The following is a 25435-nucleotide window of genomic DNA, read 5'->3' on the forward strand; positions in this document are numbered from 1 at the left end:
CTGGACCAAGGCGCGGGAGCTGGCGCGGGTGACCGGCGCCGAGGGTGGACAGCCCATGGCCGAGGAGCCGCTCGACGGCGCCCTCGGCGCCACCCTCGGCGCCGACCTCGTCTCGGCGGTCGACGTCCCGGTGCTGGACAGCGCGGCCATGGACGGGTACGCGGTGGCCGGTGAGGGCCCCTGGACCGTACTCGGCCGCTCGCTCGCCGGGCGGCGGAGCCCCGTCGTCCGCCTGGACCCGGGGGAGGCGGTGGAGGTCGCCACGGGCGCCGTCGTGCCGGAGGGCACCACCGCCGTCCTCCCCCGGGAGCGGGCGACGGCGTCCTCCGGGCGCGTGCGCGGCGCGGCCGAGACCGGAAGGCACATCCGCCGCCGAGGAGAGACCACCCCCGCCGGGGCGCTGGCCGCGCGCCGCGGCAGCCCCGTCACCCCCGCCCTCCTGGGCCTGGCCGCGAGCCTGGGCCTGGACGCGCTGCCCGTGGTCCGCCCCTCGGTGCGCGTCCTGGTCACCGGGGACGAAGTCGTGCGCGAGGGGAGACCGCGCCCGGGCGCCGTGCGCGACGCGATCGGCCCGCTGCTCCCCGGCCTGGTCGCCTGGGCCGGAGGGCGCTGCCTGCCCGCGCTTGCGGTCGCCGACCGGGGCCGGGACACGGCCCGCGCCCTGGAGGCGTCCGGGCCCTCCGAGGTCGTCGCGGTCTGCGGCTCCTCCTCGGCCGGACCCGCCGACCACCTGCGCCCGGTGCTCGCCGCTCTCGGCGCGCGGATGGTCGTCGACGGGGTGGCCTGCCGCCCGGGGCACCCGCAGGTGTTGGCCGTGCTGCCCTCGGGAACCGTGGTCGTGGGCCTGCCGGGCAACCCCGGTGCCGCGCTGGCCGCCGCGCTCACCCTGCTCGTCCCGGTGCTCGCCGGGCGCGCGGACCGGCGCGACCCCGCCCACCTGGGACGACGCGTCCGGCTCATCGGACCGACACGGCCCCATCCGGCCGACACCCGCCTGGTGCCGGTGCGCGTCAGCCGCGACCTGGCGGTGGAACTGCCCGGCGCCGGCTCGGCCGACCTGCGCGCCGCCGCCGTCGCCGACGCCCTCGCGGTCGTGCCGCCCGGCCGCCGGACCGGGCGCGTCGAACTCGTGGAGCTGCCGTGAGGACGCACTCGGCCGTCGCCTTTTGTACACTGTCTACAAAGCCCACGCATCCGGATGGAGCCGCCCTATGTCCCCACAGGGGTTGAACGCCGTCGCGGGACGGGTCCAGCGCCCCGTGCCGCTGCGTGAAGCCGTGTACGAGGCCATCCTCGACCTGATCACCAACCGGTCGCTCTCACCCGGCCAGCACCTGGTCGAGACCGAGCTGGCCCAGACCCTCGGCGTCTCGCGCCAGCCGGTCCGCGAGGCCATGCAGCGGCTCAGCAACGAGGGGTGGGTGGACCTGCGGCCCGGGTACGGCGCCTTCGTGCACACGCCCACCGAGAGCGAGGCCGACCAGCTCCTGGCCGTGCGCGCCCTGCTGGAGACGGAATCGGCCCGCCTGGCCGCACAGAACGCCTCGGACGAGCAGATCGGGACGCTGCGCGACCTGGTCGCCGCCGGGCGCGCGGCCACCGACCGCGCCGACACCGACGCGGTCGTCCAGGCCAACGCCGACTTCCACCGCACCGTCACCGAGGCCTCGGGCAACCGGGTGCTCGCCGAGCTGGCCGCGCAGGTGGACCGGCGGGTGCGCTGGTACTACGCACCGGTCGCCCGCGTCCGCGGCTCCGCCTCCTGGGACGAGCACTCCGCCCTCGTCGACGTCATCGAGGGCCGGGACGCGGACGCGGCGCTGCGGCTGATGAGCGAGCACACCGAGCGCACCCGCCGCACCTACCACGAGCAGGTGGACGGCGTGGAGGCCTGAGCCGCCCCGCGCCCGTCCCGCCGCCCGCGGCGGCTCAGGGGGCCGCGACCCGGTACGCGCCGCCGTCGTCGTCGCGGGTCAGGTAGCCCCCGTCCACGAGGTGGCGGCGCATGGCCGAGTGGTCGTCGCAGCAGGACCGCAGCGCGGCGTTCACCTGCTTCTCGGTGTAGGTCGCCCCGTAGGCGAAGAACCGGTCGGTGATCCGCGCGAACACCCGTGCGCGCAGCTCGCGCCTGGCGGGCAGCGCGCTCAGCCGTCCCTCGTGGAACAGCGCGTCCACCGGGTCCCGGCGCACCGGCCGGTGCTCCTCCAGGGCGGCGGAGAACGCCTCGGGCACGCGCACCAGGCGATCGCCCTCCTCGCGCACCAGCCCCGCCTCCACGAGCCGGGCCAGGTTCCGGCGCCCCCGCGACCCCCGCGCGCGGACCTCATCGGCGGGCAGCCCGCCCGCTCCCGCGCCGACCACCCGGGCGTAGAGCTCCAGGCGGTCGGGGTCGGCCAGGGACGAGACGATCTGGGTGGGGTGCGGCAACGGCGGGCCCTCCTCCGGGTGCGTGTGGGGCGACCCTAGGAGACGGGCCCGGCGGCGGTCCAGGCCTTTTCCGGCGCCGCACGTTCGCCGTGGCCTTGTACCTGTGGCGAGGTTCGGGCGCCGACGTTGGCCACGGGTACGGGACCATCGCGGTTCAGCGCTCCGCGAGCAGCTGCTCGACCACCCGGCCCACACCGTCCTCGTTGGCGGGCGGGGCCGTCCGCAGCCCCATCTCGGGGTCGAGCAGGTCCGGGTGCCCGCTGGCCATGGCGTAGCCCCCGCCCGCCCAGGACAGCGCGGCCAGGTCGTTGGGCATGTCGCCGAAGGCCACCACCTCCTCGGCGGCCACCCCCCACCGCTCGCAGACCATCGCGAGGGTGCTGCCCTTGTTCACACCCGGCGCGCTCAGCTCCAGCAGGCTGTAGCTGCCCGAGTAGGTCACCTCCGCCAGCGACCCGACCGCCGCCGCGGCCGTCCGGTGCAGCTCCTCCACCGGCATGTCGCGGGAGCGCACGAGCAGCTTGGTGATCGGGGTCGCCCGCCTGAGCAGGGTCTCGGTGTCCTCCAGGACCTCGCGCACCCACTCGCCGGACAGCCACGGCTCCCGGTGGTAGTCGGCGTCGTGGAAGAAGTCGGTGCCGGTCTCGATGCCGTAGCCGATCCCGGACAGCTCCGCGTTGACCTTCTCGACCACCGAACGCGCGGTCTCCGGGGAGATGGCGCGCACCAGCGGTTCGTCACCGGGTACGTGGGCCAGCGAGCCGTTGCCGCAGAGCACGGCGGCGCAGGGGAGCTGCTCGGCGATGTGCTGCGTGGTCCGCGGCGGACGAGCCGTGGAGACCACCACCTTGACGCCCGCCTCCGCGGCGGCGGCCAGCGCCCGCCGGTTGCGCTCGGAGACCAGGCCTCCCGCGTCCAGGAGTGTGCCGTCCAGATCGGTCGCGATAACCCGGGGAAAGACCATGGTGGGCATTATGTCTGTTCCCGGTGACGTTGCGAAGCGGTTTTGACCCGTCTCACACGAGCGGGAGCGGGGAGCCGAAGGCCGCCGGGACACGTTCCACCACCCCGCCCCGGAACACGTCGTACAGGTCCAGGGACTCCAGGTGGACGTAACCGATGTGACAGTCGCAGCTGGTCAGCGGGCACGGGCGGGGGCCGAGCCCGGCCGCGAACGAGCCGTCGTAGAGGTTGCCCATCGGCGTGTCCACGAAGTGGCACCGGCGCACGTCGCCGTCGCCGTCCACGGACAGCACAGTGTCACCGGTACGGCAGGGCAGACCCCGGCTGGGGTGGGGGCTGCGGCTGTAGTGGAAGTGGGGGTCCAGGGCCTGCCACCGCTCGGCCTCGGCGTCGGTGTAGGCGCGCCCCTCGGCGGCGTTCACCCACAGGTACACCCGCTCGGGCAGGTCGGCGCGCATCCGCCGGGCCGCCGCCAGGTGCTCCGGCTGGCCGACCACGCCGACGCTGAACCGCACCCCCATCCCGTCCAGCTCGCGCGCCTTGGCCAGGAAGCGCTCATGGCTCACCTGGCCGGGGTGGTAGGTGGTCCACAACGCGGCGGCGGCGGGGTCGCAGTCGGCCAGCCAGCCCAGGCGGCCGCTCAGGTTGGTCTGGATGGCCACCCGCTCCACGTGCGGCAGGTGGCTGAGCCGGATGATCGCGGTCCGGTACCAGGACCGCACCAGCCCCTCGCCCCACGGGGTGAACAGCACCGAGACCCGGGTGCCGGGGTGCTCCGACTCCAGCGCGGCCACCCAGCCGGTGAAGCGCTCCAGCGCGGCGCGGTCGGCGCGCAGCGTCTCGGGGTTGTCGCGCCGCTTGGCGAAGGGGCAGTACGGGCAGTCGTAGTCGCAGCTGGCCAGCGGGCCGCGGTAGAGCAGGGTCAGGTGCGGCGGGAGCGCGCGCGCCCGGACCGGGGAGGAGGGGGTCACCGCGCTCACCGGGCCTCGTAGTCGGCCATCAGGGCCGCCACCCCGGCGGAGAAGAACATCGGTCCCACCGCGTCGGAGTGCGCGAGCCCCTCAGGGGTCAGCCGCAGCAGGTCCGGCGCGCCGTCCCGCTCCAGCCAGCCGCGTCCGTCGAGCACCGCCAGGGTCGCGGCGAAGTCCTCCTCGGGGCGGGAGCCGAACCGGTCGGCGTAGGCGGCGGTGTCCATCCCCTCCGCTAGCAGCAGCGACTGGAGCAGGTGGCGGCGCCGCCGCTCGTCCCCGTCCATGTGGAACCCCACCTCGGCCCGGGCGAAGTCCGCTCGGTCGCGTCCCGTATAGTCGGCGATGATCGACCGCACCCGCCCCACGCCCACCGCGTAGTCGAAGGAGTAGTGCGCGGCCGAGGTGTAGGACCGCGCCCCGCAGCCCAGCCCCACCATGCCGTCGGTCTGGCAGGAGTGGTCCGGCGCCCGCGTCCGCGGGGCGTCCGCCCGCCGGAACATGCGCATGGACACCTGCTCGTAGCCGTGTTCGCGCAGGTGGTCCCGGCCCTGCCGGTACAGGCCCAGCCGGTGGTCGTCCCACGCGCGGGCGCGGCGGCCCAGTCCGGTGAGCGGGCGCACGTACAGCGGGTACAGGTAGACCTCCTCGGGCTCCCACTCCAGCGCCGTGTCCAGGGAGTAGGCCCAGGTGCGGGCGTCCTGGCGGTCGATGCCGTAGATGAGGTCGAGGTTGAGGTCGGCCGAGGCGTGCTCGCGGATCGCGGCCAGCGCCCGGTCCACCTCGGCGCGCTTCTGCGGGCGCCCGGCCGCGTGCGCCTCGGAGTCCAGGAAGCTCTGCACGCCCATGCTGATCCGGGTGGCGCCGCGCGCGTCGAGCACCGCCAGCCGGTCGGGCGTGGCCGTGGCCGGGGAGGTCTCCACCGACACCGGGATCGCGGACAGGTCCACCCCGAACGCGCGCTCGGTGAGGTCGTAGACCCGGGTGAGCTCCTCGGCGGTCAGGTAGGTGGGGGTGCCGCCGCCCAGGGCGGCCCGGGCGAAGGCGGCGCCCTCCGGCAGCGCGCCGGCCACCGCGTCCGCCTGCCGCTCCAGGGCGTCCAGGTAGGCGGTGACCTGTTCGGCCGGGGGAGTGGAGCGGGTGAACAGGTTGCAGAACCCGCAGCGCATCTCGCAGAACGGGATGTGCGCGTACAGCGACAGCGCGCCGACGTCCTCGCCGCGCCACAGGTCGGCGAGCGCGGGGCGCTCGGTGAAGGGCCGGTAGGCGCTCTTGTGCGGGTAGGCGTAGACGTAGGACTGGTAGGGGGAGTCGGCGCGCACCGGTTCGGGGCGCGGGGTCGGGGCGGTGGTCACGCGGTCGCCTCCTGTGCGTCGGCGGGAGCGGTGCGTCCCCGGGGCAGGAACGCGTGGGCGTAGGGGACCGTCCACACGGTCTCGTGGCCGATCCGGTGGCCGGTGTAGCCGTCCTCCCCGTAGGCGGTGCCGTGGTCGGAGCACACGATCGCGAAGCAGGGGCGGCGGGCCGACATCGCGGTCAGCAGCGGCGGCAGGTGCCGGTCCACGTATTCCAGGGCCGCGGCGTGGCTCTCCCGGGTGTCGCCGTCCCCCCGGACGGCCCCGGGCAGGTGGAACCAGTTGGGCTGGTGCAGCGCCGACACGTTGAGCAGCAGGAACAGCGGCTGGTCCGCGGGGCGCTCCCCGGCGATCCGGGCCGCGCACGCCACCTGGTGCTCGAAGGAGCGGGGGTCGGTCACGCCGAAGGACTCCTCCCAGTGGCTCTCGGCGAACATGTCCGGGATGACCGAGCCCACCGCCGACCGCCGGTTGAAGAAGCCCGTGCCCCCCACGCAGGCCGTGTGGTACCCGGCGCGGGCCAGCCCCGAGGCCAGGTCGGGCGCCTCGAAGGTCCAGGTGCCGGGCGCGGTGGACGCGCTGCCTGGGAACGCGGCGGCGAACAGGCGCGGGTGCGGCCCGGGGGAGGCGGGGGTGGGCAGGAACCCGGCGAGCATCGCCAGGTGTGAGGCGTAGGTGAAGCTCGCGGGCGCGTGCCTGCGCTCCCACCGCCCGCCCGGCAGCAGCCGGGCCAGGTTCGGGGTGCGGCCCGCCTCGGCCAGCTCGTCGGCCACGTCGTGGCGCAGGGTGTCCAGGGTGAGCAGCAGGATGTCGTGCGTGCCCACCACGGCGTTCATGTCGGGTGCGGTGCTGTTCATGCGCTCTCGGGTTCGGGGACGGGGAAACGGCCGGCGGCCAGGGCGTGCAGCTGCTCGGCGTAGGTGTCGCGGCCCTCGTGCAGGACGCCGGGGAGCAGGTCGCCGAAGGCGTTGACCTCGCACACGGCGAACTCCCGCCACCCCGGGGAGGCGAGCAGGTCCACCCCGGCGTGCAGGGTGCGCGGGAAGCACGCGGCGGCGGCCTCGGCCGTGGCCGTCGCCCGCGCCCAGGCGCGGGGGCCCACCGACTCCCGCAGGGCCGCCAGGTCGCCCCGGGCGTTGCCCAGGTGCAGGTTGGTCATGGGTGAGGACGAGGAGCGCACCACGACGTGGGTGGCCCGGCCCGCGACCACCACCACGCGCAGGTCCACGGTCCTGCCCGCGAACCCCGCCTTGGGCACCCACCGCTCCACGTGCAGGTGGTCGGGGGCCAGGGCGTCCACCACCGCCGCGACGTCCTCCTCGCGGGTGTAGGTGCGCAGCCGCAGGCTGTTGTACAGCTCCACGGAGCCGTCGGAGCCCCGGACCAGGTCGGCCGAGGTGACCGCGCGGACCCGTCCGCCCGAGGCGGTGGCCAGCGCCACCACGCCGGAGGCCGAGGAGCCGTGCGCGGGCTTGACGAACACCCTCGGCCAGCGGTGGGCCTCCATCGCCGCCCGCAGCGACGCGTAGCCGGTGACCGGTCCGGGCAGGGCGGGCGGCACCGGCACCCCGGCCGCCGCCAGGCGGGCGTGGCAGCGCCGTTTGTCGCACATGTCCACCAGGTCGGCGGGCTCCTGGAGCAGGGCCGCGCCCGGCGTGGCGCGCACCGCCTCGGCGAGCCGGTCCAGCGCGGCCCGGAACCCGGCGTGCTGGTCGCCGGTGCCCTCGGCCCGGTACAGGTCGGGGGCGCTCTCCCACCCCCGCAGCAGGCGCTCGGTCTCGGCGTCGCCGCCCGGGGAGTCCACCCGGACCAGGGCGCCCTCCGGAAGCTCCACCGGCCCGGCGGCCAGCGCGCGCCACGGCACGACCACCGGCCCGGGCAGGCCGAGGGCCCCGGCCGCGGCGCCGAACAGCTCCAGGCGCCGGTGGCCGGGGACCCCGACGACGGCCAGAGGTCGTCCCGGGATCACTCCGCGACCGCGGTGTAGTAGTACGGCTCGCCGCCCCCGTGGATGTACGGCTCCCGGTGCTCGGACAGGTCCACCTCCACGCCGGGCAGAGCGGCGCGGATCCGCGCCTGCACGTCCTCGGACAGGTAGTGGTGGTGCAGGTCCAGGCGGCGCAGCCCCGCGAACGCGGACGCGGACTCGATCAGGGCCCGTCCGCCCTTGTCGGTGAGGATGCCCAGGGACAGGTCCAGGACGTCAAGGGAGGCCAGGACGGTGGCCTGGGCCAGGACGGGGACCCACTCGTCCACGTCCTCGGCGTTGCGCAGGCCCAGGTAGCGCAGCTCGGGGAAGGCCTCGCCGGAGAGCACCCGCGCCAGGTCGTCCGGGGTGGTGTCACCCCGGTAGTTCTCCGTGCCCAGCCACAGTTCGAGGTTCTCCAGGGAGGGCAGCGGAGAGGCGGCGACCTCGCGCGAGACCTGGCCTGGCAGGCCGCCGGTCTGCAGGACCAGGGTCCGCAGGCCGGTGTGCTCGGCCAGGGCCATCTCCAGCTTGCCCTCGCCCAGGTAGGGGTCGCCGGTACCGCGCACGGTCAGTTCCTCCAGCAGGGGGAACGCCGCCACCAGGGGGGCCAGGTCGCTCTGGTGGATCCAGGAGATCTCGTACTCCTCCTGGAGGATCTCGCCGAAGAACAGCGCACGCAGCTCGGGGAAAGCGTCGGCGCCGGCGATGAGCGCGTCGCGCGGGACGGTCGAGGGCGGCTCCTCCTCGAAGTCGCCCCAGCCGCCGACGATCAGGGCTCGGATCCGGCCGGTGTCCACGGCCGCGAGGAAGCGGGCGAAGTAGTCCCGGAAGTCCTCGGCCGGGTAGACCGACGACACGCGCAGCCGCCACGCCACCGATCCGGGGTCGGCGACCGCGGCGGCCAGCGCCTCGGGGGACTGGGGCGGGTCCTCGGTGTAGGCGGCGCCGCCCTCCTCGGTGTCGACCGCGGGGAACTCGACAACGGGCAGGCCCGCGAACTCGGTGACGTGGTGGCTGTTCGGCACGGGGGGCTCCTACCTCGGGGTTTCGGGCAGGAACATATCTAGCAGCCCGGGGTGACACGATGGACGGCGCGGGCCCTACTCGCTGACGGCTGTGTAGAAACCGGCCGAGTCGTAGTCGAAGTCCTCGTCCTCCCAGTCACTGCCGACCTCGCGTTCGGACAGGTCCACGTCCACACCGGCCCCGGTGAAGACGGACCGGACGCGCTCCTGCATGACCTCTGACAGGTAGTGGTGGCGCAGGTCGAGCCGCTTCAGGTGGGAGAAGGCGGACACGGCCCCGACAAGGGCCCGGGCGCCCTCGTCGGTGAGGGTGCCCAGGGACAGGTCCAGGGTGTGCAGGCGGGAGGTGACGGGCGCCCCGGCGAGGACCGGAACCCAGTCGTCGGTGTGCTCGGCGTTGCGCAGGCCCAGCGAGCGCAGCGCGGGGAAGGCCTCGCCGGACAGGACCGGGGCGAGGTCCTCCGGGGTGGTGTCGCCCCCGTACTCCTCCACTCCCAGCCACAGTTCCAGGTGCTCCAGGTTCGGCAGCCCGGACGAGACGATCTCGCGGGTGAGCTTCGCGGGCAGTCCTCCGCCCTGGAGGGTGAGGCGGCGCAGCGAGTCGTGCCGGTGTACGCGCAGGCTCAGTTCGGTGGTGCCGCGCACCGCGAACTCGGTCAGCCGGGGGAGGGCCTCCAGGACCGGGGCCATGTCGCCCAGTTCGATCCACGAGACCTCGACCTGCTCGAAGGTCACGTCGCAGTAGAAGAGGGAGCGCAGCCCGGTCAGGTCCGGCGCCACCTCCAGGAGGGCGCGCTTGAGGGGGTCGGGGCACTGCACGGAGAAGGTCTCCCGCATGTCCCCGAGCACGACGGCGGCGACCCGGTCCTGGTCCACCTGCGCGATGAACCGCCGGTAGTCGTCCAGGGGCTCCTCATCGTCGCTGAGGCGCCAGGCCACCGAGCCGGGGTCGGCCAGGGCCGCTGCCAGCGCCGGGGGCGGGTAGGGTCCGGGGTCGGTGAAGCTCCCGCCCCGCCACTTCGCCCTCTCGCGCTCCTCCCCGGCCTCCCGGTTCCACCCCTCTGAGGAGCGGTACCCCACGACGGGCAGTCCGGCGAACTCGGTCAGGTGGGCGTCGAAGGCCACGGGGTCTCCCAGGGGTGCGGCGGAGGTTGTGCGTCCATGCCTACCAGCGCGCTCCGACACCCCGACCCGCCCGCGTCCGGGCGGGCGGCCCGGGGCTCTCGGGCGGTTCCCGGGTCTACTCCGACACGGCGGTGTAGTAGGCGGGCCCGCCGTCGTACGTGTCGAGGTCCGGCTCCTCCCGTTCGGACAGGTCCACCTCCACCCCGGCTCCGGTGGAGGCCGCGCAGGCCGGGCAGGCGCGGGGCGACCTCCACCAGGGCGTCGCGGACGGCGTCGGAGGACTCCGCTCCGAAGCCCTCCACCAGGTTGCCGACCACGAGGGCGCGGACCGCGTCCGGGGCGCCGACGAACTCCAGGAAGCTCTCCAGGTGCTCCAGGGGGCCTCCGGGATGTCGTCTCCGTACTGGTCCAACCGCCAGGCCACCGGCCCGGGGTCGGCCAGGCCGTCCCGCTCCGGGGGCCGGGCGCCGGGTGGGACCGCCTCCCCGCGCCGTTCCAGGCGGCGGGCCTCCGGGCAGCCCGCGACGGGCAGTCCGGCGAACTCGGTCAGGTCGTCGTGGAAGGTCAAGGGGTCTCCCGCAGGTCCGGAGGGTGTACGCGGCCATGCGTAGCAGCGCACTCCGACACCGAGGTCTCCACCAGCACCGCCCTCATGGTCGGGCACTCCAGGATGTCCGGCGACTCGCAGGAGAGCGTGTGCGCCACCATGTCGCGCACCGCCCGCAACCGGGCCATGCGCTCGTCAAGCCGCGCCAGGTGCTCGGCCAGACGGTCGCGCCGCGCCGCACCGTCCTCGGCGCCGAACAGCTCCCGGATCTGCTCCAGGCTGAACCCGGCCTCCTGGGCGCGCAGCACCAGCGCCACTCGCAGGCGCTGCTCGGGCGTGTACCGGCGCTGGCCCCCCGCGCGGCGGGACGGTTCCAGGACGCCGACCGACTCCCAGTGCCGCAGCACGTGTGTGGCCAGTCCGAAGGGTTCGGCCAGTTCGCCGATCGACAGCTCCGACTCGCTTGACTTCATGTGGACATTAACTTCCACACTGGTGCTCCGGTCAAGGGACCGACCTGAGGGAGGGCACCGTGGACGAGCGGACCGAGCGGGTGCGCGGCGAGTGGGACAGGATGTCGCGGGGTTACGACCGCGGCGCGCGGGTGCAGCGGGCCGTGCTCGGCCGCACCCGCGCCCGGCTGTGCGCCGAGGCGCGCGGCCGGGTCCTGGAGGTCGCCGTGGGCACCGGCCAGAACCTGCCCCACTACCGGGACGGGTCGGAGGTCACCGGCGTGGACCTGAGCCCCGGCATGCTGTCCAGGGCGCGCGAGCGGGCCGCGGGAATGGACGGGCGCTTCACCCTGCGCGAGGGCGACGCGCAGGACCTGCCCTTCGGAGACGGGGAGTTCGACACCGTCCTGTGCGCGCTCGCCCTGTGCACCATCCCCGACCAGTACCGCGCCCTGTCCGAGATGCACCGCGTCCTGCGGCCGGGCGGGCTCCTGCTGCTGGTCGACCACGTCGAGTACACCCGCTGGCCCCTGCGCGCCCGGGAGGCACGAAGGGACCGGCCCCGGCGGCTGCCCCGGCACGTGGCCGCCGACGCGGGGTTCGTGATCGACCGCCACGACCGGACCGCGCTGGGGTTCGTGGAGCGCGTGGTCGCCCACCGCGTCGCCTGAACGGCGGACGGGCGGCGCCGCGGGATCCGGCCCTTCTCCTCGGGGGAGCGGGGATGTCCGAAAACCGGGCGCACACGGCTCTCCGGGGCCGACGCGGCGCTGCGGCGGGACTTCCCGCGGGCGCGGTGTGACAGTGGTCCCATGGCTACGCACAGCGAACTGCGAGACTTCTGGGAACGCCGTCTCGAAGGCGACTGGACCGAGAGCGGCGTCGGCTACCGGGCCCTGGGCCGCCCCTTCAACACGTGGATGTACAAGGTGCGCGAGGAGGTGTTCCTGCGCGAGGCCGCCCGGCTGACCCCCGGCCGGTCCGGCGCCAGCGTCCTCGACGTGGGCAGCGGCACCGGCTTCTACGTGCGCCTGTGGGAGCGGATGGGCGTCGGCGACGTCACCGGGTGCGACATGACCGACGCCGCCGTGCAGCGCCTGCGCGGCAGGTTCCCCGACCACAGGTTCGTCCGCCAGGACGCCGCCGACCTCGACGCCTTCGACGACCACTCCTTCGACGCGCTGTCCTGTATGGACGTGCTCTTCCACATCACCGACGACGAGCGCTACACCCGGGCCGTCGGCGAGTTCTCCCGGGTGCTGCGCCCCGGCGGCCTGCTCGTGATCTCCGAGAACTGCCTGCGCCGCCCCGAGCAGCGCGGCGAGCACCAGGTCAACCGCACCCTGGAGTGGATCACGGACACCGCGGACCGGGCCGGGTTCGACCTGGTCCGCCGGGTGCCCATGCTCATGCTGATGAACGCCCAGGTGGACGCCCCCGCGCCCTGGCGCAAGGCGTGGGGCGGGGCCCTGCGCGCGGCCACCCTCACCGCGCCGACCGGCTGGCTCGCGGGCGCGGCGCTCTACCCGCTGGAGCGGCGCCTGGTCCGGGGCCGCAGTGAGAGCCCGACCACGGAGCTGGTGGCGTTCCGCCGCCGGGAACGGGGGTAGGAGGAGAGTCCTGTGTCACGGGAGACACGGTGCGGACGCGCCGCCGTCCACCGGTGCCCCGGGATACGGTTGACGTCCACTTTTTGTACCAGGGGCGTCCGCGGTCGGGCCCGGCACCGCGGAGGTCCCTGCCCGGGAGGCGACTGTGCGACGCTCCACCATCACCTCGGTGGCCAAGTGGGGGCTCGTCGGGCTGGTGACCACCCAGGTCGCCGTGGCCGCGACCCTCATGGGTGTCAACCACTGGCGCAGGAAGGTGCGGCCGCGCCGGGCCTTCTTCCCCCGCACGGCGCCCGCCGAGCTGCCCGTGGGCGACACCGGGACCACGGCGACCGTGTACACCTACGGCGAGGACCTGTTCGAGGACATGATCGCGGCGATCCGGGGGGCCCGGCGCCGCGTCCTGTTCGAGTCCTACATCATCAAGGACGACCGGGTGGGCCAGCGGTTCAAGCGCGCGCTCATCGAGGCGGCCGACCGGGGCGTCGAGGTGTACGTCGTCTACGACGGCTTCGCGAACCTGGTGGTGCCCCGGTCCTTCTTCCGCTTCCCGTCCAACGTCCACGTGCTGGAGTACCCGCTCCTGCGCCCCGGCCTGCTGCTGCTGAACATCCGCAAGTCCGGCCGCGACCACCGCAAGATCCTCACCGTCGACGGCGAGGTGGGCTTCGTCGGCGGGTACAACGTGGGCTCGCTCTACGCCACCGACTGGCGCGACACCCACATGCGCGTGACCGGCCCGGCGGTGTGGGAGCTGGAGAACGCCTTCAGCGACTTCTGGAACATGAACCGGCGGCCCCTCCAACCCGAGCTGGAGAACTTCGGCGACCCCGACTGGGACGCGCACTTCCGCGTGCACCGCAACGTGCCCGAGATGCTCATCTACCCCATCCGGGCGATGTTCCTGGAGGCCATCGACCGGGCCAAGGAGCGGGTGCTGTTCACCCAGGCCTACTTCATGCCCGACCGGGAGTTCCAGAACGCCCTGGTCGACGCGGTCGAGCGCGGCGTGGACGTCAACATCCTCGTGCCGGAGGAGTCCAACCACGTCGTCGCGGACTGGATCTCCCGCAGCCAGTACTCGGTGCTGCTGCGCGGCGGCGTGCGCCTGTGGCTGTACCGCGACGCCATGGTGCACGCCAAGACGGCGACGGTGGACGGCCGCTGGTCCACGATCGGCACCGCCAACGTGGACCGGCTGAGCCTGACGGGCAACTACGAGATCAACGTGGAGATCTTCGACGAGGGCGTGGCCGCGCACCTGGAGGAGGTCTTCGCCAACGACCTCGCCAACGCCCGCGAGCTGACCGAGTGCGAGTGGCGCGACCGCCCCTGGTACGCCAAGTTCGGCGAGGCCGTGCTGGCCCCCTGGCGGCCCTTCCTTTGAGCCTCGGGGGCCGGCGCCGCCTCCCCGGGGGCGACCGCGCCGGGCTGGTACTTTCTCCGGTGCACCCCTCCTCCAGCGCATCGGAGCGTTCATGGAACCCGACTTCGACGACCCGTCCCTGAAGGCCGCCCTCGCCCTGCACGAGGGGCAGGAGCGGCAGGGGCCCGGGTCGGGTGAGACCACCCGCCTCCTGCTCTCCCTGGCGTCCCCGCTGCCGCGCGACCCGCGGGTGCTGGACCTGGGCAGCGGCACCGGAGCGGCCTCGCTGGTGCTGGCACGGGAGCTGGAGGGGGCGCGGATCACCGCGGTGGACCTGTATCCGCCGTTCCTGATCGAACTGGCGGCCGCCGCAGAGGCCGCGGGCGTGGCGGACCGCGTCACCACGCGGACCGGCTCCATGGACGGCCTGGACGACCTCGCCGACGGCTCCTTCGACCTGGTGTGGAGCGAGGGCGCCGCCTACAACGTCGGGTTCGCGCACGCGCTCGCCTCGTGGCGCCGACTGCTCTCCCCCGAGGGGGCGCTGGTGGTCACCGAGTGCGGGTGGACCACGGACGAGCCGTCGGCCGGGGCCCGCGCCTACTGGGACGCCGCGTACCCGCTGAGCACCACGGCCGAGAACGTGGCCGCGGCGACGGCGGCCGGGTACACCGTCACGGCCGCCTACCTGCTCCCGGCGAGCGACTGGGAGGAGGCGTACTACGCCCCGCTGGAGGCGCGGGCCGCGCTGACCGACCCGGACGACCCGCGTGCCGCGGCCGCCGCAGCCGAACTGCGCCGGGAGATCGCGGTGTACCGCGAGCACGGACACGAGTACGGCTACGTCGGCTACGTGCTCCGGCCGCGTCGCTAGACCGCGCTCCGAGGGCCGCCGGACGGGCGCCAGCTCAGGAGCGGCGACGCTTGGGCGGCGGCCCGAGCCGGTTGGGGAAGAACGGGTCCGGGTCCGTCTTGCGGGGCCGGGGCCCGCCCCAGTGCTGGGGGCCCGGGTGCGGGGTGCGGTGGAGCGCCCCGGCGATGGCGGCGGGCGAGCCGCCCCGCTGCCGGGCGGGTGTCCTGTCCGGCTCCTCCGCCTGCCCGTCCCGGAAGTGCTCCGCGTGCGCCATCCGTGTGACCTCCCCCGTCCGGTACCTGCTCCCGCTCCATGATCGGACGAGCCGCCCCCGGTGTCATGGCGACACGTGGGGGAAGCGGCACCGTTGACCGGGGAGAACGCGGAAACGCGGGGCCCGGACGCGGCTCCACCGGTCCGCGCTGATCTGGCTGACGGAGCCGAAGTAGGAGCTGGACGGGTCGGCGCGCTCGGCGGTGCCGTCGCTGAGCCCGACTCGGACGCCGTCGGCGTCCTGGTCAACGTCCACGGCGGTGGTGCCTGAACGGAAGGCAGCGCTCCCGCGCACGGCCCCGTACAGAGCCGCTTCCAGGTTCTCCCGGAACACGGTGAGCGCCCGGTCGCCGAGGCCCTGGCGCTGGTCGTGGTCGGTGCGGTCCACCACCTGGTGCTCACCGGTGCGGAGGATTCCGTGGTCCTCGACAGGATCCGCCGGACGGTGGCCGCGCTGGTCGCGGGTTCCACGGAGGCGGCCGACCGCCGGTAGCCGCCTGCGGGAGCCGTTACGGGCCCCGAAAAGCATCGCGGGCCGCTGCGAGCCGGTCGAAGACCGGCGAGCAGCAGCCCGCGCTATGCGGCCCCGGCAGGATTCGAACCTGCGGCACCCGCTTTAGGAGAGCGGTGCTCTATCCCCTGAGCTACGGAGCCATGGGTCTGGCACGGGTATGTCTTGTCCCGTCACCGCACCAAGCCTAACCCAGGATGGACGTGGATGGGGTGTCGGTCCGCCCCCGGCGCGGGCGGTTGGGGGACTCTGCGTGCATGGCGGAGTACGCTGACCTACGATTGGTTGTCCTGGTGCGGTGTGACGTTGTTCATGACGCATGTCGTGTTATGGCCGCATATGTACCGTCGATAACGGTGGGAGAGCGGGCTCGGCGTTGACCGGCCCGGCGGTGACCAGGTGTTTCACCGAGGCCCGGAGCAGAGGGCGGCGGGGCGGGGTGGGGCCCGTCCGCGACCCGCTCCGTCCGGTGGACCGATCTCGCGTGGCCGCATGTGGACATGTAGTACGTTGCCTTGCGGTCACGGGTAGGTGTTCGAGGAAAAGCAGCCGGAGGATCATTCGTGCCGTTCACTTCTGATGCGGCGCGGCGCAGGTCCCGCGTACCGGGTGGCGGCGGGGCGCTCACCGCCTTCGCCCCGTCCTACCGGGTCCGCTTCGCACAGGCGCTGACGCTCACGCTCGTCACCGCGCTCCTCGTGGCGCCGGTGCCCGTCGGCGTGCTGGAGCCCGCCGAGGCGAGCCTGGAGGAGTTCCGCGAGAGGGCCGAGACCGCCTCCCAGGAGCTGGAGGAGGCCAACCAGGACCTCGTCGACCGCCAGGAGGCGTTGGAGGACGCCCAGACCGAGCTGGTCCAGACGATCTACGACCTCCAGCAGACCGAACTCGAACTCAACGAGATGCGCGAACCGCTGGCCCAGCTGGCCAGCACGCTGTACAAGCAGCCCGACGGCGGCATGCTCGCCGTCCTGGCCTCGGGATCGCTCACCGAGGACCTGCAGACCCAGTCCTACGCGGCGAAGATCTCCGAGGACAACCAGGCGCTCATCCAGGACGCCACCGACCTGCGCGAGGAGCAGGTCGAGCTGGCGAGCCAGGCGCAGGAGCTGCAGACCACCACCCAGCTCGAACAGGTCGAGCTGGCCGCGGACATCGAGGCCCTGCGCGAGCGGTCCGAGCAGACCACGAACGAGCTGGTGCAGGAGCTGGAGGACCGCGGCATCGACCCGGAGGCCTACATGGCCGCCGGGGACTGCGACCCGGACGCTGCCGCCAACGCCCAGGGGGCGGCCAACGGCCTGCTTCCGGCCAACTCCCTGTGCGACCTCTACGACGACAAGAAGCTGCGCGCCGACGCGGCGGTGGACTTCCTCCAGCTCAACGCCAGGTACGTGGACGAGTACGGCGAGAACATCTGCATCACCAGCGCCTACCGCGACCTGCCCAACCAGCACCGGGTCTACGGACAGGTCGCCCCGGGCTTCGCGGCCGTCCCCGGCACGAGCAACCACGGCCTGGGGCAGGCGATCGACCTCGGCTGCGGCATCCAGAACTACCGGTCCGACCGCTGGCTCTGGATGGAGGCCAACGGCGCCGACTTCGGCTGGCACCACCCGGCCTGGGCCAAGTCCAGCCCCTTCGAGCCCTGGCACTGGGAGTACACCGGCTGACCCGCGGCGTCTTCCCGGGGGGGGGCGGTCCCGCACGGGGCCGCCCCCCCCGGCGCGTCCGACCGCCTCAGGCGGCGGTCTCGGGCACCACCTCGCTGGTGCAGTGGGCGCAGCGTGACGCCTTCTTGCTGATCTCGCTGAAGCACTGCGGGCACTCGCGGGTGGTGGCCTCCTCGGCCTTGACGAAGCGCTCCACCACCTTGGCCACGGGCAGGACCACGAAGAAGTACAGGATCGCTGCGGTGATCAGGAACGAGATCAGCGCGTCGACGAACGCCCCGTACAGGAACCGGCTCCCGTTGATCTCGAAGTAGAGGTCGCTGAAGGTGGGAACCCCGCCGAAGATGCCGATCAGCGGGGTGATGAACCCCTCGGTGAACGCGGTGATGAGGTTGGCGAAGACCGCGCCGATCACGACCGCGACCGCCAGCTGCACCAGGTTGCCCTGGAGCAGGAACTTCTTGAAGCCTTGCATGGATACAAGCCCTACATACTCGTGGTGTCCGTACGGGCGCCGGAGCGGGATCCCCTGGTGGGAGCCCGCGGCGCCCGGCCAGCTTTGCCCACTGGAGGTCGCCGGTCAACCGCGGATGGTGATGGACAGCCGCGAGCCGGCCGCGTGGCCCGCCAGGCTCCTGGCCTCGACGGGTGTGGCGGCGACGACGATCAGCGCGCCGCCCTCCCCGCCGCCCTGCGAATCCTCCTCCGGCAGGGCCAGGACGGGGCGGTCGCTGACCACCTCCACGGCGGGGCCCGCCCGGGTCGGCGCGAGGTCGTCGCCCCCTCCGGCGGCGAGGACGTCCACCCTGCTGCCGGGGGAGAGCAGGCCCACCGCGCCGGGGTCGGCCACCCGCACCGGGACGGCGACCAGGCCGGGGCCGTAGGCCCGCGCGGGAGGGTCGGCGAGCCGGGCGTCGGTGATCACCTCCCCCCGGCGCACCGGGGCGTTGAGGCGCAGCCCGGCGGTCGCGGTGTCGGCCGCGAGCGCGCCGCCCGGCACTGACCCGGCGGGCAGGTCACGGGCGGTGAGGTCGCCATCGGTGAGGGGGTCCGCGGCGCCGAGGTCGCGTGAGGCGACCAGGACACGGGTGACGGGCACGGGCGGAGGGCGCACGGCCAGGACGGCGCTCAGGAGCGCGGCGGCGGCCAGGAGCGCGGCGACGGTGCGCCGGTGCCGGTCCAGTAGCCGGCTGAGCGCGCGACGGTGCCGGTAGGGGAGGGGGACGGCGTTGGTCATACCCCCAACGCTAGGCCGCGGAGGGGCCGTTCGGAGGTTGTCCACAGGCCCGATCGCGCGGGCCGCGCACCGGGTCGGACCGCTGAGGGGCCCGGAGGGGGAGGCGCGGGGCCGTCAGCGCCCCGTCGCGTCCGCCGGGGCCGGACGTGCCGCGCGCCGCCGAGGGGTCGGCGGCGCGGTGGCGGTCAACGGCCCGGCGGGTCAGCTCGTCGCTGCGGTGGCGCTGGTGCTGGCGGCCTTGCCCGTGGTGCCGCTGCCGGTGTCCGAGGAGGAGGTCTTGGCGTCCGAGGAGGCCGAGGACGCGGAGGAGGAGTCGGTGGAGCCCGAGTTCCCGCCGTCCTTGCCCTCGGAGGAGCCCGATCCGGTCAGCACGGAGCTGTTGGAGGACTTGCCGCTGTCGGTGCGGTAGAAGCCGGAGCCCTTGAAGACGATGCCCACGGCGGAGTACACCTTGCGCAGGCGGCCCTCGCACTCGGGGCAGACGGTCAGCGCGTCGTCGCTGAAGCTCTGCACGACCTCCATCTGGGCGCCGCACTCGGTGCACGCGTACTGGTACGTAGGCACTGTTCGGGTCCTCCTTGCTGGCACTCTCGCCCGTTGACTGCTAAATAGTACGCGCTCGCCGACCGGAGCCGTGACAGGGCCTCGCCCACGGGGGCCGACGCGGGGGTGCGAACGGCCGGGCGCCGGGCGCCGCCGGAGCGCGACCGCCAGCGACAACGCCCCCGGGGCCCGGGTTAATCCCGCCCGCGCCCCCCGTCCCCGCGGTCCGGCCGCTCCCGCTCAGCCCCTCCGGTTCAGCCGCTCCCGCTCGGCCGGTCCGCCCGGCCACACGCCCGCGCCGAGGACCCGCACCCCGCCGGACGGGGTGACCACGGCGTCCACCGGCCGGTCGTGGGGCTCGGCGGGCAGCGACTCCACGAACTCCTCGTCGTGGACCAGGGCGATCGCCGGGGAGTGCGGGCCCTTGCGGGCCAGCGCGCGGTCGTAGCACCCGGCGCCGCGCCCCAGGCGCGTCCCCCGCCGGTCCACGGCCACGGCCGGGCAGACCACGGCGTCGGCCCGGGCCAGCGCGTCGGGCCCGTAGCGGCGGCCCACGGGCTCCAGCAGCCCGTGTCCGGCCGGGGCCAGGGAGTCCGGCCCGTCGAAGGCCGCCCAGTCCAGCTCGCCGCCGGGCAGGAACACGGGCAGCAGCACGTAGGCGCCGCGCTTCCACAGCGCCGCCACCAGCTTGCGGGTGTCGGGCTCGCCGCCCACGGAGTAGTAGCAGGCGACCGTCCCGCCCATGGCCAGCCACGGGACGTCCAGCAGCGCGTCGCGTACCGCCGATCCGGCCCGGTCGCGCTCCTCGGGCCCCCGGGCGCGCCGCCGCTCCAGGAAACCCCTCCGCAGCCCGGCCTTGGCCTCACGCAGTTCGCTCTCGCCCATGGCCCCAGTCTGGCACCGCCCCGAACCGGCCGGTTGCCCCGCGCGGTGAACACGCGGTGGCGGGCCGCCCTCCGCGGCCCGAAACGATCCGTACTTCTTGGCGCACTCCCGTGCGTGGGGGCGCGGAGACGGCCGACCGCTGGCCTAAAGTGCCGACATGAACGACTCCACCGACCAGAAGCGGCCCTCCGGTTCCGTGTCCGTCACGAAGGCGGTCGTACCCGCCGCGGGCCTAGGCACGCGTTTCCTGCCCGCGACCAAGGCCACGCCCAAGGAGATGCTGCCGATCGTGGACAAGCCCGCGATCCAGTACGTCGTTGAGGAGGCGGTGGCCGCCTCCCTCCAGGACGTCCTGATGATCACGGGCCGCAGCAAGCGCTCCATCGAGGACCACTTCGACCGGGCCTACGAGCTGGAGGAGGCGCTGGAGGCCAAGGGTGACGACGCCCGGCTCCGCTCGGTGCGCGAGTCCAGCGACCTCGCCCAGGTGCACTACGTCCGCCAGGGCGAGCCGCGCGGTCTGGGCCACGCGGTGCTGTGCGCGGAGGCGCACGTGGGCGACAACCCCTTCGCCGTCCTGCTGGGCGACGACCTCATCGAGTCCGCCGACCTGCTGCGCCGCATGATCGAGGTGCGCGAGCGCCACGGCGGGAGCGTCGTCGCCCTCATGGAGGTGGAGCCCGAGCAGGTGTCCCTGTACGGGTGCGCGGGCATCGAGCCCACCGACGAGGACGACGTCGTCACCGTCACCGACCTGGTCGAGAAGCCCGCCCCCGAGCAGGCGCCCAGCCGCTGGGCGATCATCGGCCGCTACGTCTGCGACCCGGCGGTCTTCCCCGTCCTGCACGAGACCCCGCCCGGCCGGGGCGGCGAGATCCAGCTGACCGACGCCCTGCGCGAGCTGGCCCGGCGCAAGCCCGAGGACGGCGGCACGGTGCACGGCGTCCTCTTCCGCGGCCGCCGCTACGACACCGGAAACAAGGCCGACTACATCCGCACGGTCGTGGACTTCGCCTGCCGCCGCCCCGACCTCGCCGACGAACTGCTGCCCTGGCTGCGGGACTTCGTCGACCGCGCGCAGGCCCAGCGCCCCTGACAGGGGACCCCGGGCGCCCCGGCCGGGGCCCGGCGCGCCGCATACGGGGCCGGACGCGGCAAGAATGGGGCGTGAGCCGTCTCCTGAGGGAGGGGAGGCGGGGCCACCACAGGAACCGCGAACCGGGAGGAACCCCGTGAAGAGCGTCGAACAGCACGTCGCCGACGTCCTGGCACTGATCCCCGACCCCGTGCCGACCGAGCTGGACCTGCTCCAGGCGCACGGCGCCGTTCTGGCCGAGGCCGTCACCTCGCCCGTGTCGCTGCCGGGCTTCGACAACTCGTCCATGGACGGGTACGCGGTGCGCGCCGCGGACCTGGAGTGGGCCTCGCCGGACAACCCCGTGCGGCTGCCGGTCGTGGCCGACATCCCGGCGGGGGACCCCTCCCCGACGGCGGTCCTGCCCGGCAGGTCCGCCCGGATCATGACCGGCGCGCCCATGCCCTCGGGGGCGGACGCGGTGGTCCCGGTCGAGTGGACCGACGGCGGCACGGCCAGCGTGGCCTTCGACCGGCCGGTGAAGGAGGGCAACGCCGTGCGCCGCGCGGGGGACGACGTCACCGCGGGCGCCACCGTGCTGCGGCCCGGCGTGCGCGTCGGCCCGGGGGAGATGGGCGTCCTGGCGGCCGTCGGGCGCCGCTCTGTGCCGGTCTACGCCCGCCCCCGCGTGATGGTGCTCTCCACCGGCGAGGAGCTGGTCGAGCCCGGGCGTCCGCTCGGCCCCGGCCAGATCTGGGAGTCCAACAGCTTCATGATCGCCGCCGCCGCGCGCGACGCCGGGTGCGAGGTGCACCGCCACGGGTTCGTGGGCGACCACCCCCAGACGGTGCGCGACACGCTGGACGACCTGCTGGTGCGCGCCGACGTCGTGGTGACCACGGGCGGCGTGAGCATGGGCGCCCACGACGTGGTCAAGGAGGTGCTCACCCGCGAGGGCACCGTGGAGTTCGTCCAGGTGGCGATGCAGCCGGGCAAGCCCCAGGGCTTCGGCGTCATCGGCCCGGACCGGACCCCCATCATCACGCTGCCCGGCAACCCGGTGAGCGCCTTCGTGTCCTTCCAGGTCTTCGTCCGGCCCGCGCTGCGCCGCCTGCGCGGGCTCGATCCCCGGCCGCTGCCGAGCATGCGCGCCCTGCTCACCTCGCCGGTCACCTCCCCGCCCGGGCGCCGCTCCTTCCTGCGCGCGGTGCTGGAGGAGTCCCCCTACGGTCGCGACGCCGAGCCCACGGTGTCCCCGGCGTCGCACCAGGGCTCGCACCAGCTGTCCGCCCTGGCCGGGGCCAACGCGCTCGTGGTGGTGCCCGAGGAGGTGACCGAACTGGCCGCGGGCAGCCGCGTCGAGGTGGTGCGCCTGCCCGAACCGGCCTGAGCCGCGCCCGCCCGGGTCCGCGGACCCGGGGACCGGGGGCCCCGGGAGTGCCGTACGGTCGTGGTGGCGCGCTCCGGCGCGCCCGGACGGGGCCGACCGGCCGCGTCCCGCGTTCCGAGCGGAGGAGTTGGCGGGCCCATGACCGACACCCCACGGCGGGAGGGGGCCGACCACCCCTCCGGGTTCACCCACCTGGACGGGTCCGGCGCCGCCCGCATGGTCGACGTCTCGCAGAAGACGGTGAGCGCGCGCACCGCCACCGCGTCGGGACGGGTGCTGCTCGGCCCCGAGGCCGTCGCCGCCCTGCGCGGAGGAGAGGTGCCCAAGGGCGACGCCCTGGCCGTCGCCCGGATCGCCGGGATCCAGGCGGCCAAGCGCACCCCCGACCTGGTGCCCCTGTGCCACCCCATCGCCGTGCACGGGGTGGACGTGGACCTCACCGTCGTGGACGCGGGCGTGGACATCCGTGCCACGGTCCGCACCGCCGACCGCACCGGCGTGGAGATGGAGGCGCTCACCTGCGTCATGGCCGCGGCCCTCGGACTGGTGGACATGGTCAAGGCGATCGACCCGGCGGCCGAGGTGACCGGGGTGCGCGTGGAGGAGAAGACCGGCGGCAGGAAGGGCCACTGGAGGCGTGGTGACTGACGCCGGTGCCCTCACCCCCCGCGTGGCGGTCGTCACGGCGTCCAACCGGGCGGCGGCGGGAGTATACCCGGACCGCTCCGGGCCGGTCGTGGCCGAGGGACTGCGCGGGATCGGCTGCGCGGTCGTGGGGCCGTGGGTGGTCCCCGACGGCGAACCCGTGGCCCGGGCCATCGGCCGCGCCCTGGACGAGCGGCTCGACGCCGTCGTCACCACCGGGGGGACCGGGCTGACCCCGCACGACCACACGCCCGAGGTGACGCGCGCGCTGCTGTCCTACGAGATCCCCGGGATCGCCGAGGCGCTGCGGGCCGCGGGCCGGGACAAGGGCGTGCCCGCGGCGATCCTGTCGCGCGGCCTGGCCGGGGTCGCCGAGCGCGCGGGGCACCGGATGCTCGTGGTCAACCTGCCCGGTTCCCGGGGCGGCGCCGCCGACGGGATGGAGGTGCTGGCGCCGGTGCTGCGGCACGCGGTGGACCAGCTGCGCGGAGGCGACCACGCCCGCTCCGAATGACACCGGACAATGACCGGAATCACATCCCGGGCATTCCGACCGTTGAGAATTCCTTGGGGCAGGGCCGGTTTTCGGTGCGGGAGTATTGGAGTTAAGAATCATCCGATTCTTGCCTCCTGGGGCGACCGCAGCCATGCCGCGCCCCGGGGAGTGGAATACTGGAGCCCGTCACCGGCGACGGGAACCCGACGCCTCCGCGTCCGGTGTCGCAGCGCTGGGCTACGGTGCCGAGGGCATCGAAGGGACGGTCGTGAATCGCAGACATGGGTGGCCCGTCACCCTCCAGGAGGGCCCGGTCGTACTCCGGCCACTGCGGCTCCGCGACGCCGCGGCGCTCCGGGACACGCGTTCGCGCAACGAGGAGTGGCTGCGCCCCTGGGAGCCCACCTATCCGGAGATGCCGCTGCGCACCACCGGCCTCACCCCCTACGTCTCGATGCTCCAGTCCATCCGCCACGAGGCCAGGCAGGGCCTGTCCATGCCCTGGGCGGTCCTGTACGACGACAGGTTCGTCGGCCAGATCACGGTGGGGGCCATCGTGTGGGGCTCGGCCAGGTCGGCGCAGGTCGGGTACTGGATCGACAGCGCCCACGCCGGGCTCGGCATCACCCCGACCGCGGTCGCGCTGGCCGTGGACCACTCCTTCTTCCGCGTCGGGCTGCACCGCATCGAGGCCAACGTCCGGCCCGAGAACCGGGCGAGCAGACGCGTGGTCGCCAAACTGGGCTTTCGCGACGAGGGCGTGCGCAGGAGACAGCTGCACATCGACGGGGCCTGGCGCGACCACATCTGCTACGCGATCACCGCTGAGGAGGTCCCCCGGGGACTGATGTACCGGTGGCGCCACGGGTCCTCTTCCGGGCCCTCCGGGGAACCCGGTTCCGGGCCTGGTTCCGCTTTGGGGCCACAGGACCCGAACGGCGGCCGGGATCCGCGCGATCCGGCGAGTCCGTACCCGGAGCCGAACTGAACGTGCCAACATCACAGAAGCATCCGGAACTTAAACCTGACTTTAGTGACATTGACTCATTACTTTGCGTTGAATTGGGACTGCACTCCGCAGTCGTTGGCTGACCTGCACTTTCACCCCCGGGGTCAGGGCGTCCGAAACTGAGAGTCCACAATCTTGCGACACTCCGGTCAGAATGTGGCGCATTTATGGACACGGGGTCGTACCGTGCGGAACATAGACGCATTGACGATGCGGGCAACGCGTGGATATGGCGCACCGGAAACTTCCCGGATCCGGGGAGTGACGGGGGCGGCCCTCCCCGGCGGGACGTCTCCGTCCCCCGGGGAACCACGCGGCGCGGTGTCGACGAGGTGTCGAGCAACGTCCAGTGGCCGTCATCGTGAGGAGGGGTGATGAGCAGCTCTCCTCTGTACCTGGCCATCGTGGTGGTGTGGCTCATAGTCCTGGTGCCGATGCTGCTGCGGAAGGACCCCGACACCTTCCACGAGGACCCGCGGGAGGACGACGAGCCCGCGGAGACCGGGGACCGGGAGGACGCCGAGGGGCGTGCGGACGACCCGGACGCCACCGAGACCCGGGTCCTGCGCCGTGACGACTACGACACCGCCCCGGCGGACGCCCCCGCGCACGGCGGGGACGCGCCGCGTCCGGGGCGCTACCGCGCCGAGTCCGGGCCGCGCGCCCGCGTCATCGCCCGCCGCCGCCGTCGCACCACGACGCTGACCCTGGTGAACGCCGCCACCCTCGTGGCCGTGGCCCTCGGGCTGGGGCCCTGGTGGGTGGCGGCCCCGCCGGTGCTGCTGCTCGCCGGACACCTGGTCCTGCTCCGGGAGGCCGCCAAGGCGGACGCCGAGCGCAGGGAGGCCGCCCTGCGGGCCCGCCGCCGGGAGGTCCTGCGCGCCCGCCGGGACCAGGCGGAGCGGCGGCGCGAGGCCGAGCGGGAGGCCGAGGTGATCGCGCTCAAGGAGCGGCGCAGCCAGGTCTACGACCAGTACGCGGACGCCCGGCTGCGGGCGGCCGGGGACTGACCGGGCCCGGCTCCGGACCGGCAGCGGTCCG

General features: G+C 74.1%; 29 protein-coding genes and 1 tRNA gene. 13 read left to right on the plus strand and 17 right to left on the minus strand.

From position 1 onward, the window contains the following. Positions 1-55: 55 nt before the first annotated feature. Together KGD83_RS04700 and KGD83_RS04705 are read left to right on the plus strand one after the other, a co-directional pair. Positions 56-1144, plus strand: a complete 1089-nt coding sequence (locus KGD83_RS04700) for a molybdopterin-binding protein (protein WP_212642695.1) — start codon at positions 56-58, stop codon at positions 1142-1144. A 67-nt stretch (positions 1145-1211) separates the two neighbouring features. Continuing rightward, positions 1212-1895 carry a GntR family transcriptional regulator gene (locus KGD83_RS04705; protein ID WP_212642696.1) on the plus strand — a complete coding sequence of 228 codons (684 nt, stop codon included), beginning with the start codon at positions 1212-1214 and terminating at the stop codon, positions 1893-1895. A 34-nt stretch (positions 1896-1929) separates the two neighbouring features. Here KGD83_RS04705 and KGD83_RS04710 read toward each other — a convergent pair whose 3' ends face one another. The 10 genes from KGD83_RS04710 to KGD83_RS04755 form a co-directional block, all read right to left on the minus strand. Continuing rightward, the gene (locus KGD83_RS04710) at positions 1930-2427 is read right to left on the minus strand and encodes a DUF2087 domain-containing protein (protein ID WP_212642697.1); all 498 of its coding nucleotides are present in this window, start codon (positions 2425-2427) and stop codon (positions 1930-1932) included. Positions 2428-2581: 154 nt separating this feature from the next. After that, entirely contained in the window at positions 2582-3400 is an 819-nt protein-coding gene (locus KGD83_RS04715) for an HAD-IIB family hydrolase (protein WP_212642698.1), read from the minus strand. Between the two features lie 43 nt (positions 3401-3443). Then, positions 3444-4370: an STM4011 family radical SAM protein gene (locus tag KGD83_RS04720; protein ID WP_212642699.1), complete on the minus strand. Its 927-nt coding sequence runs from the start codon at positions 4368-4370 to the stop codon at positions 3444-3446. Further along, the gene (locus KGD83_RS04725; protein WP_212642700.1) at positions 4367-5713 is read right to left on the minus strand and encodes an STM4012 family radical SAM protein; all 1347 of its coding nucleotides are present in this window, start codon (positions 5711-5713) and stop codon (positions 4367-4369) included. Before KGD83_RS04725 ends, KGD83_RS04720 begins: the two co-directional genes overlap by 4 nt. Then, positions 5710-6570: an STM4013/SEN3800 family hydrolase gene (locus tag KGD83_RS04730; protein ID WP_212642701.1), complete on the minus strand. Its 861-nt coding sequence runs from the start codon at positions 6568-6570 to the stop codon at positions 5710-5712. Before KGD83_RS04730 ends, KGD83_RS04725 begins: the two co-directional genes overlap by 4 nt. Further along, positions 6567-7682: an STM4014 family protein gene (locus KGD83_RS04735; RefSeq protein WP_212642702.1), complete on the minus strand. Its 1116-nt coding sequence runs from the start codon at positions 7680-7682 to the stop codon at positions 6567-6569. The genes KGD83_RS04730 and KGD83_RS04735 overlap by 4 nt, the downstream gene beginning before the upstream one ends. Continuing rightward, a complete protein-coding gene (locus KGD83_RS04740) occupies positions 7679-8707 on the minus strand; it encodes an STM4015 family protein (RefSeq protein ID WP_212642703.1) in 1029 nt (342 codons plus the stop codon). Before KGD83_RS04740 ends, KGD83_RS04735 begins: the two co-directional genes overlap by 4 nt. Before the next feature lie 75 nt (positions 8708-8782). Next, positions 8783-9832 (minus strand): STM4015 family protein, encoded by a 1050-nt coding sequence (locus tag KGD83_RS04745; RefSeq protein WP_212642704.1) that lies wholly within the window; start codon positions 9830-9832, stop codon positions 8783-8785. A 115-nt stretch (positions 9833-9947) separates the two neighbouring features. Beyond that, positions 9948-10400 carry a hypothetical protein gene (locus KGD83_RS04750; protein WP_249352148.1) on the minus strand — a complete coding sequence of 151 codons (453 nt, stop codon included), beginning with the start codon at positions 10398-10400 and terminating at the stop codon, positions 9948-9950. Further along, complete coding sequence (locus KGD83_RS04755) at positions 10397-10852, minus strand: helix-turn-helix domain-containing protein (RefSeq protein WP_212642705.1); 456 nt, start codon at positions 10850-10852, stop codon at positions 10397-10399. The genes KGD83_RS04750 and KGD83_RS04755 overlap by 4 nt, the downstream gene beginning before the upstream one ends. A 59-nt stretch (positions 10853-10911) precedes the next feature. On the opposite strand from KGD83_RS04755, the gene KGD83_RS04760 reads away from it, so the two are divergent. The 4 genes from KGD83_RS04760 to KGD83_RS04775 all read left to right on the plus strand — a co-directional run bounded on the left by KGD83_RS04760 (position 10912) and on the right by KGD83_RS04775 (position 14681). Then, a complete protein-coding gene (locus tag KGD83_RS04760) occupies positions 10912-11502 on the plus strand; it encodes a class I SAM-dependent methyltransferase (RefSeq protein ID WP_212642706.1) in 591 nt (196 codons plus the stop codon). Between the two features lie 141 nt (positions 11503-11643). Further along, positions 11644-12441 (plus strand): class I SAM-dependent methyltransferase, encoded by a 798-nt coding sequence (locus tag KGD83_RS04765; protein ID WP_212642707.1) that lies wholly within the window; start codon positions 11644-11646, stop codon positions 12439-12441. Positions 12442-12586: 145 nt separating this feature from the next. Then, positions 12587-13828, plus strand: coding sequence for a phospholipase D-like domain-containing protein (locus KGD83_RS04770; RefSeq protein WP_212642708.1), 1242 nt, complete (start codon positions 12587-12589; stop codon positions 13826-13828). Positions 13829-13919: 91 nt separating this feature from the next. Then, positions 13920-14681, plus strand: coding sequence for a class I SAM-dependent methyltransferase (locus tag KGD83_RS04775; RefSeq protein ID WP_212642709.1), 762 nt, complete (start codon positions 13920-13922; stop codon positions 14679-14681). 34 nt (positions 14682-14715) lie between these two features. Here the strand turns inward: KGD83_RS04775 and KGD83_RS04780 are convergent, their stop codons facing one another. The 3 genes from KGD83_RS04780 to KGD83_RS04790 all read right to left on the minus strand — a co-directional run bounded on the left by KGD83_RS04780 (position 14716) and on the right by KGD83_RS04790 (position 15587). Next, positions 14716-14934, minus strand: coding sequence for a hypothetical protein (locus tag KGD83_RS04780; RefSeq protein WP_013155098.1), 219 nt, complete (start codon positions 14932-14934; stop codon positions 14716-14718). 63 nt (positions 14935-14997) lie between these two features. After that, positions 14998-15324, minus strand: coding sequence for a hypothetical protein (locus tag KGD83_RS28440; RefSeq protein WP_249352150.1), 327 nt, complete (start codon positions 15322-15324; stop codon positions 14998-15000). 190 nt (positions 15325-15514) lie between these two features. Then, positions 15515-15587: transfer RNA gene (locus tag KGD83_RS04790), tRNA-Arg, on the minus strand. 420 nt (positions 15588-16007) lie between these two features. Here KGD83_RS04790 and KGD83_RS04795 point away from each other — a divergent pair. After that, on the plus strand, positions 16008-17114 hold the full coding sequence (locus KGD83_RS04795) for a M15 family metallopeptidase (protein WP_212642710.1): 1107 nt from the start codon (positions 16008-16010) through the stop codon (positions 17112-17114). A gap of 67 nt (positions 17115-17181) precedes the next feature. Here KGD83_RS04795 and mscL read toward each other — a convergent pair whose 3' ends face one another. From mscL to KGD83_RS04815, 4 genes are all read right to left on the minus strand, one after another. Then, positions 17182-17589: a large conductance mechanosensitive channel protein MscL gene (gene mscL / locus KGD83_RS04800; RefSeq protein ID WP_212642711.1), complete on the minus strand. Its 408-nt coding sequence runs from the start codon at positions 17587-17589 to the stop codon at positions 17182-17184. A gap of 105 nt (positions 17590-17694) precedes the next feature. After that, entirely contained in the window at positions 17695-18351 is a 657-nt protein-coding gene (gene cpaB / locus KGD83_RS04805; RefSeq protein ID WP_212642712.1) for a Flp pilus assembly protein CpaB, read from the minus strand. Positions 18352-18552: 201 nt separating this feature from the next. After that, on the minus strand, positions 18553-18915 hold the full coding sequence (locus KGD83_RS04810; protein ID WP_212642713.1) for an FmdB family zinc ribbon protein: 363 nt from the start codon (positions 18913-18915) through the stop codon (positions 18553-18555). Between the two features lie 219 nt (positions 18916-19134). Continuing rightward, positions 19135-19779, minus strand: coding sequence for a 5-formyltetrahydrofolate cyclo-ligase (locus tag KGD83_RS04815; protein WP_212642714.1), 645 nt, complete (start codon positions 19777-19779; stop codon positions 19135-19137). Between the two features lie 157 nt (positions 19780-19936). Between KGD83_RS04815 and galU the strand changes: the two genes are divergently transcribed. From galU to sepX, 6 genes are all read left to right on the plus strand, one after another. Next, a complete protein-coding gene (gene galU, locus KGD83_RS04820; RefSeq protein ID WP_061079972.1) occupies positions 19937-20875 on the plus strand; it encodes a UTP--glucose-1-phosphate uridylyltransferase GalU in 939 nt (312 codons plus the stop codon). Positions 20876-21011: 136 nt separating this feature from the next. Further along, complete coding sequence (glp, locus tag KGD83_RS04825; RefSeq protein WP_212642715.1) at positions 21012-22244, plus strand: molybdotransferase-like divisome protein Glp; 1233 nt, start codon at positions 21012-21014, stop codon at positions 22242-22244. Positions 22245-22382: 138 nt separating this feature from the next. Further along, a complete protein-coding gene (gene moaC, locus KGD83_RS04830; RefSeq protein WP_019609858.1) occupies positions 22383-22892 on the plus strand; it encodes a cyclic pyranopterin monophosphate synthase MoaC in 510 nt (169 codons plus the stop codon). Next, a complete protein-coding gene (locus KGD83_RS04835; RefSeq protein WP_212642716.1) occupies positions 22885-23403 on the plus strand; it encodes a MogA/MoaB family molybdenum cofactor biosynthesis protein in 519 nt (172 codons plus the stop codon). Before moaC ends, KGD83_RS04835 begins: the two co-directional genes overlap by 8 nt. Before the next feature lie 250 nt (positions 23404-23653). Beyond that, positions 23654-24373 (plus strand): GNAT family N-acetyltransferase, encoded by a 720-nt coding sequence (locus KGD83_RS04840; protein ID WP_212642717.1) that lies wholly within the window; start codon positions 23654-23656, stop codon positions 24371-24373. A gap of 395 nt (positions 24374-24768) precedes the next feature. Then, positions 24769-25404 carry a divisome protein SepX/GlpR gene (gene sepX, locus KGD83_RS04845; RefSeq protein WP_212642718.1) on the plus strand — a complete coding sequence of 212 codons (636 nt, stop codon included), beginning with the start codon at positions 24769-24771 and terminating at the stop codon, positions 25402-25404. Positions 25405-25435: the final 31 nt, after the last annotated feature.

Origin of the sequence: Nocardiopsis akebiae, assembly GCF_018316795.1 — a bacterium.
GTDB classification, from domain to species: domain Bacteria; phylum Actinomycetota; class Actinomycetes; order Streptosporangiales; family Streptosporangiaceae; genus Nocardiopsis; species Nocardiopsis dassonvillei.

What these genes read in the sequence shown, in the direction of transcription:
- KGD83_RS04700 (WP_212642695.1), top strand. Translation starts at nt 56, where the DNA reads ATGGCCGAGGAGCCGCTCGACGGCGCCCTCGGCGCCACCCTCGGCGCC.
- KGD83_RS04705 (WP_212642696.1), top strand. Translation starts at nt 1,212, where the DNA reads ATGTCCCCACAGGGGTTGAACGCCGTCGCGGGACGGGTCCAGCGCCCC.
- KGD83_RS04715 (WP_212642698.1), bottom strand. Translation starts at nt 3,400, where the DNA reads ATGCCCACCATGGTCTTTCCCCGGGTTATCGCGACCGATCTGGACGGC.
- KGD83_RS04730 (WP_212642701.1), bottom strand. Translation starts at nt 6,570, where the DNA reads ATGAACAGCACCGCACCCGACATGAACGCCGTGGTGGGCACGCACGAC.
- KGD83_RS04755 (WP_212642705.1), bottom strand. Translation starts at nt 10,852, where the DNA reads ATGAAGTCAAGCGAGTCGGAGCTGTCGATCGGCGAACTGGCCGAACCC.
- KGD83_RS04765 (WP_212642707.1), top strand. Translation starts at nt 11,644, where the DNA reads ATGGCTACGCACAGCGAACTGCGAGACTTCTGGGAACGCCGTCTCGAA.
- KGD83_RS04775 (WP_212642709.1), top strand. Translation starts at nt 13,920, where the DNA reads ATGGAACCCGACTTCGACGACCCGTCCCTGAAGGCCGCCCTCGCCCTG.
- KGD83_RS04780 (WP_013155098.1), bottom strand. Translation starts at nt 14,934, where the DNA reads ATGGCGCACGCGGAGCACTTCCGGGACGGGCAGGCGGAGGAGCCGGAC.
- mscL (WP_212642711.1), bottom strand. Translation starts at nt 17,589, where the DNA reads ATGCAAGGCTTCAAGAAGTTCCTGCTCCAGGGCAACCTGGTGCAGCTG.
- cpaB (WP_212642712.1), bottom strand. Translation starts at nt 18,351, where the DNA reads ATGACCAACGCCGTCCCCCTCCCCTACCGGCACCGTCGCGCGCTCAGC.
- KGD83_RS04815 (WP_212642714.1), bottom strand. Translation starts at nt 19,779, where the DNA reads ATGGGCGAGAGCGAACTGCGTGAGGCCAAGGCCGGGCTGCGGAGGGGT.
- galU (WP_061079972.1), top strand. Translation starts at nt 19,937, where the DNA reads ATGAACGACTCCACCGACCAGAAGCGGCCCTCCGGTTCCGTGTCCGTC.
- moaC (WP_019609858.1), top strand. Translation starts at nt 22,383, where the DNA reads ATGACCGACACCCCACGGCGGGAGGGGGCCGACCACCCCTCCGGGTTC.
- sepX (WP_212642718.1), top strand. Translation starts at nt 24,769, where the DNA reads ATGAGCAGCTCTCCTCTGTACCTGGCCATCGTGGTGGTGTGGCTCATA.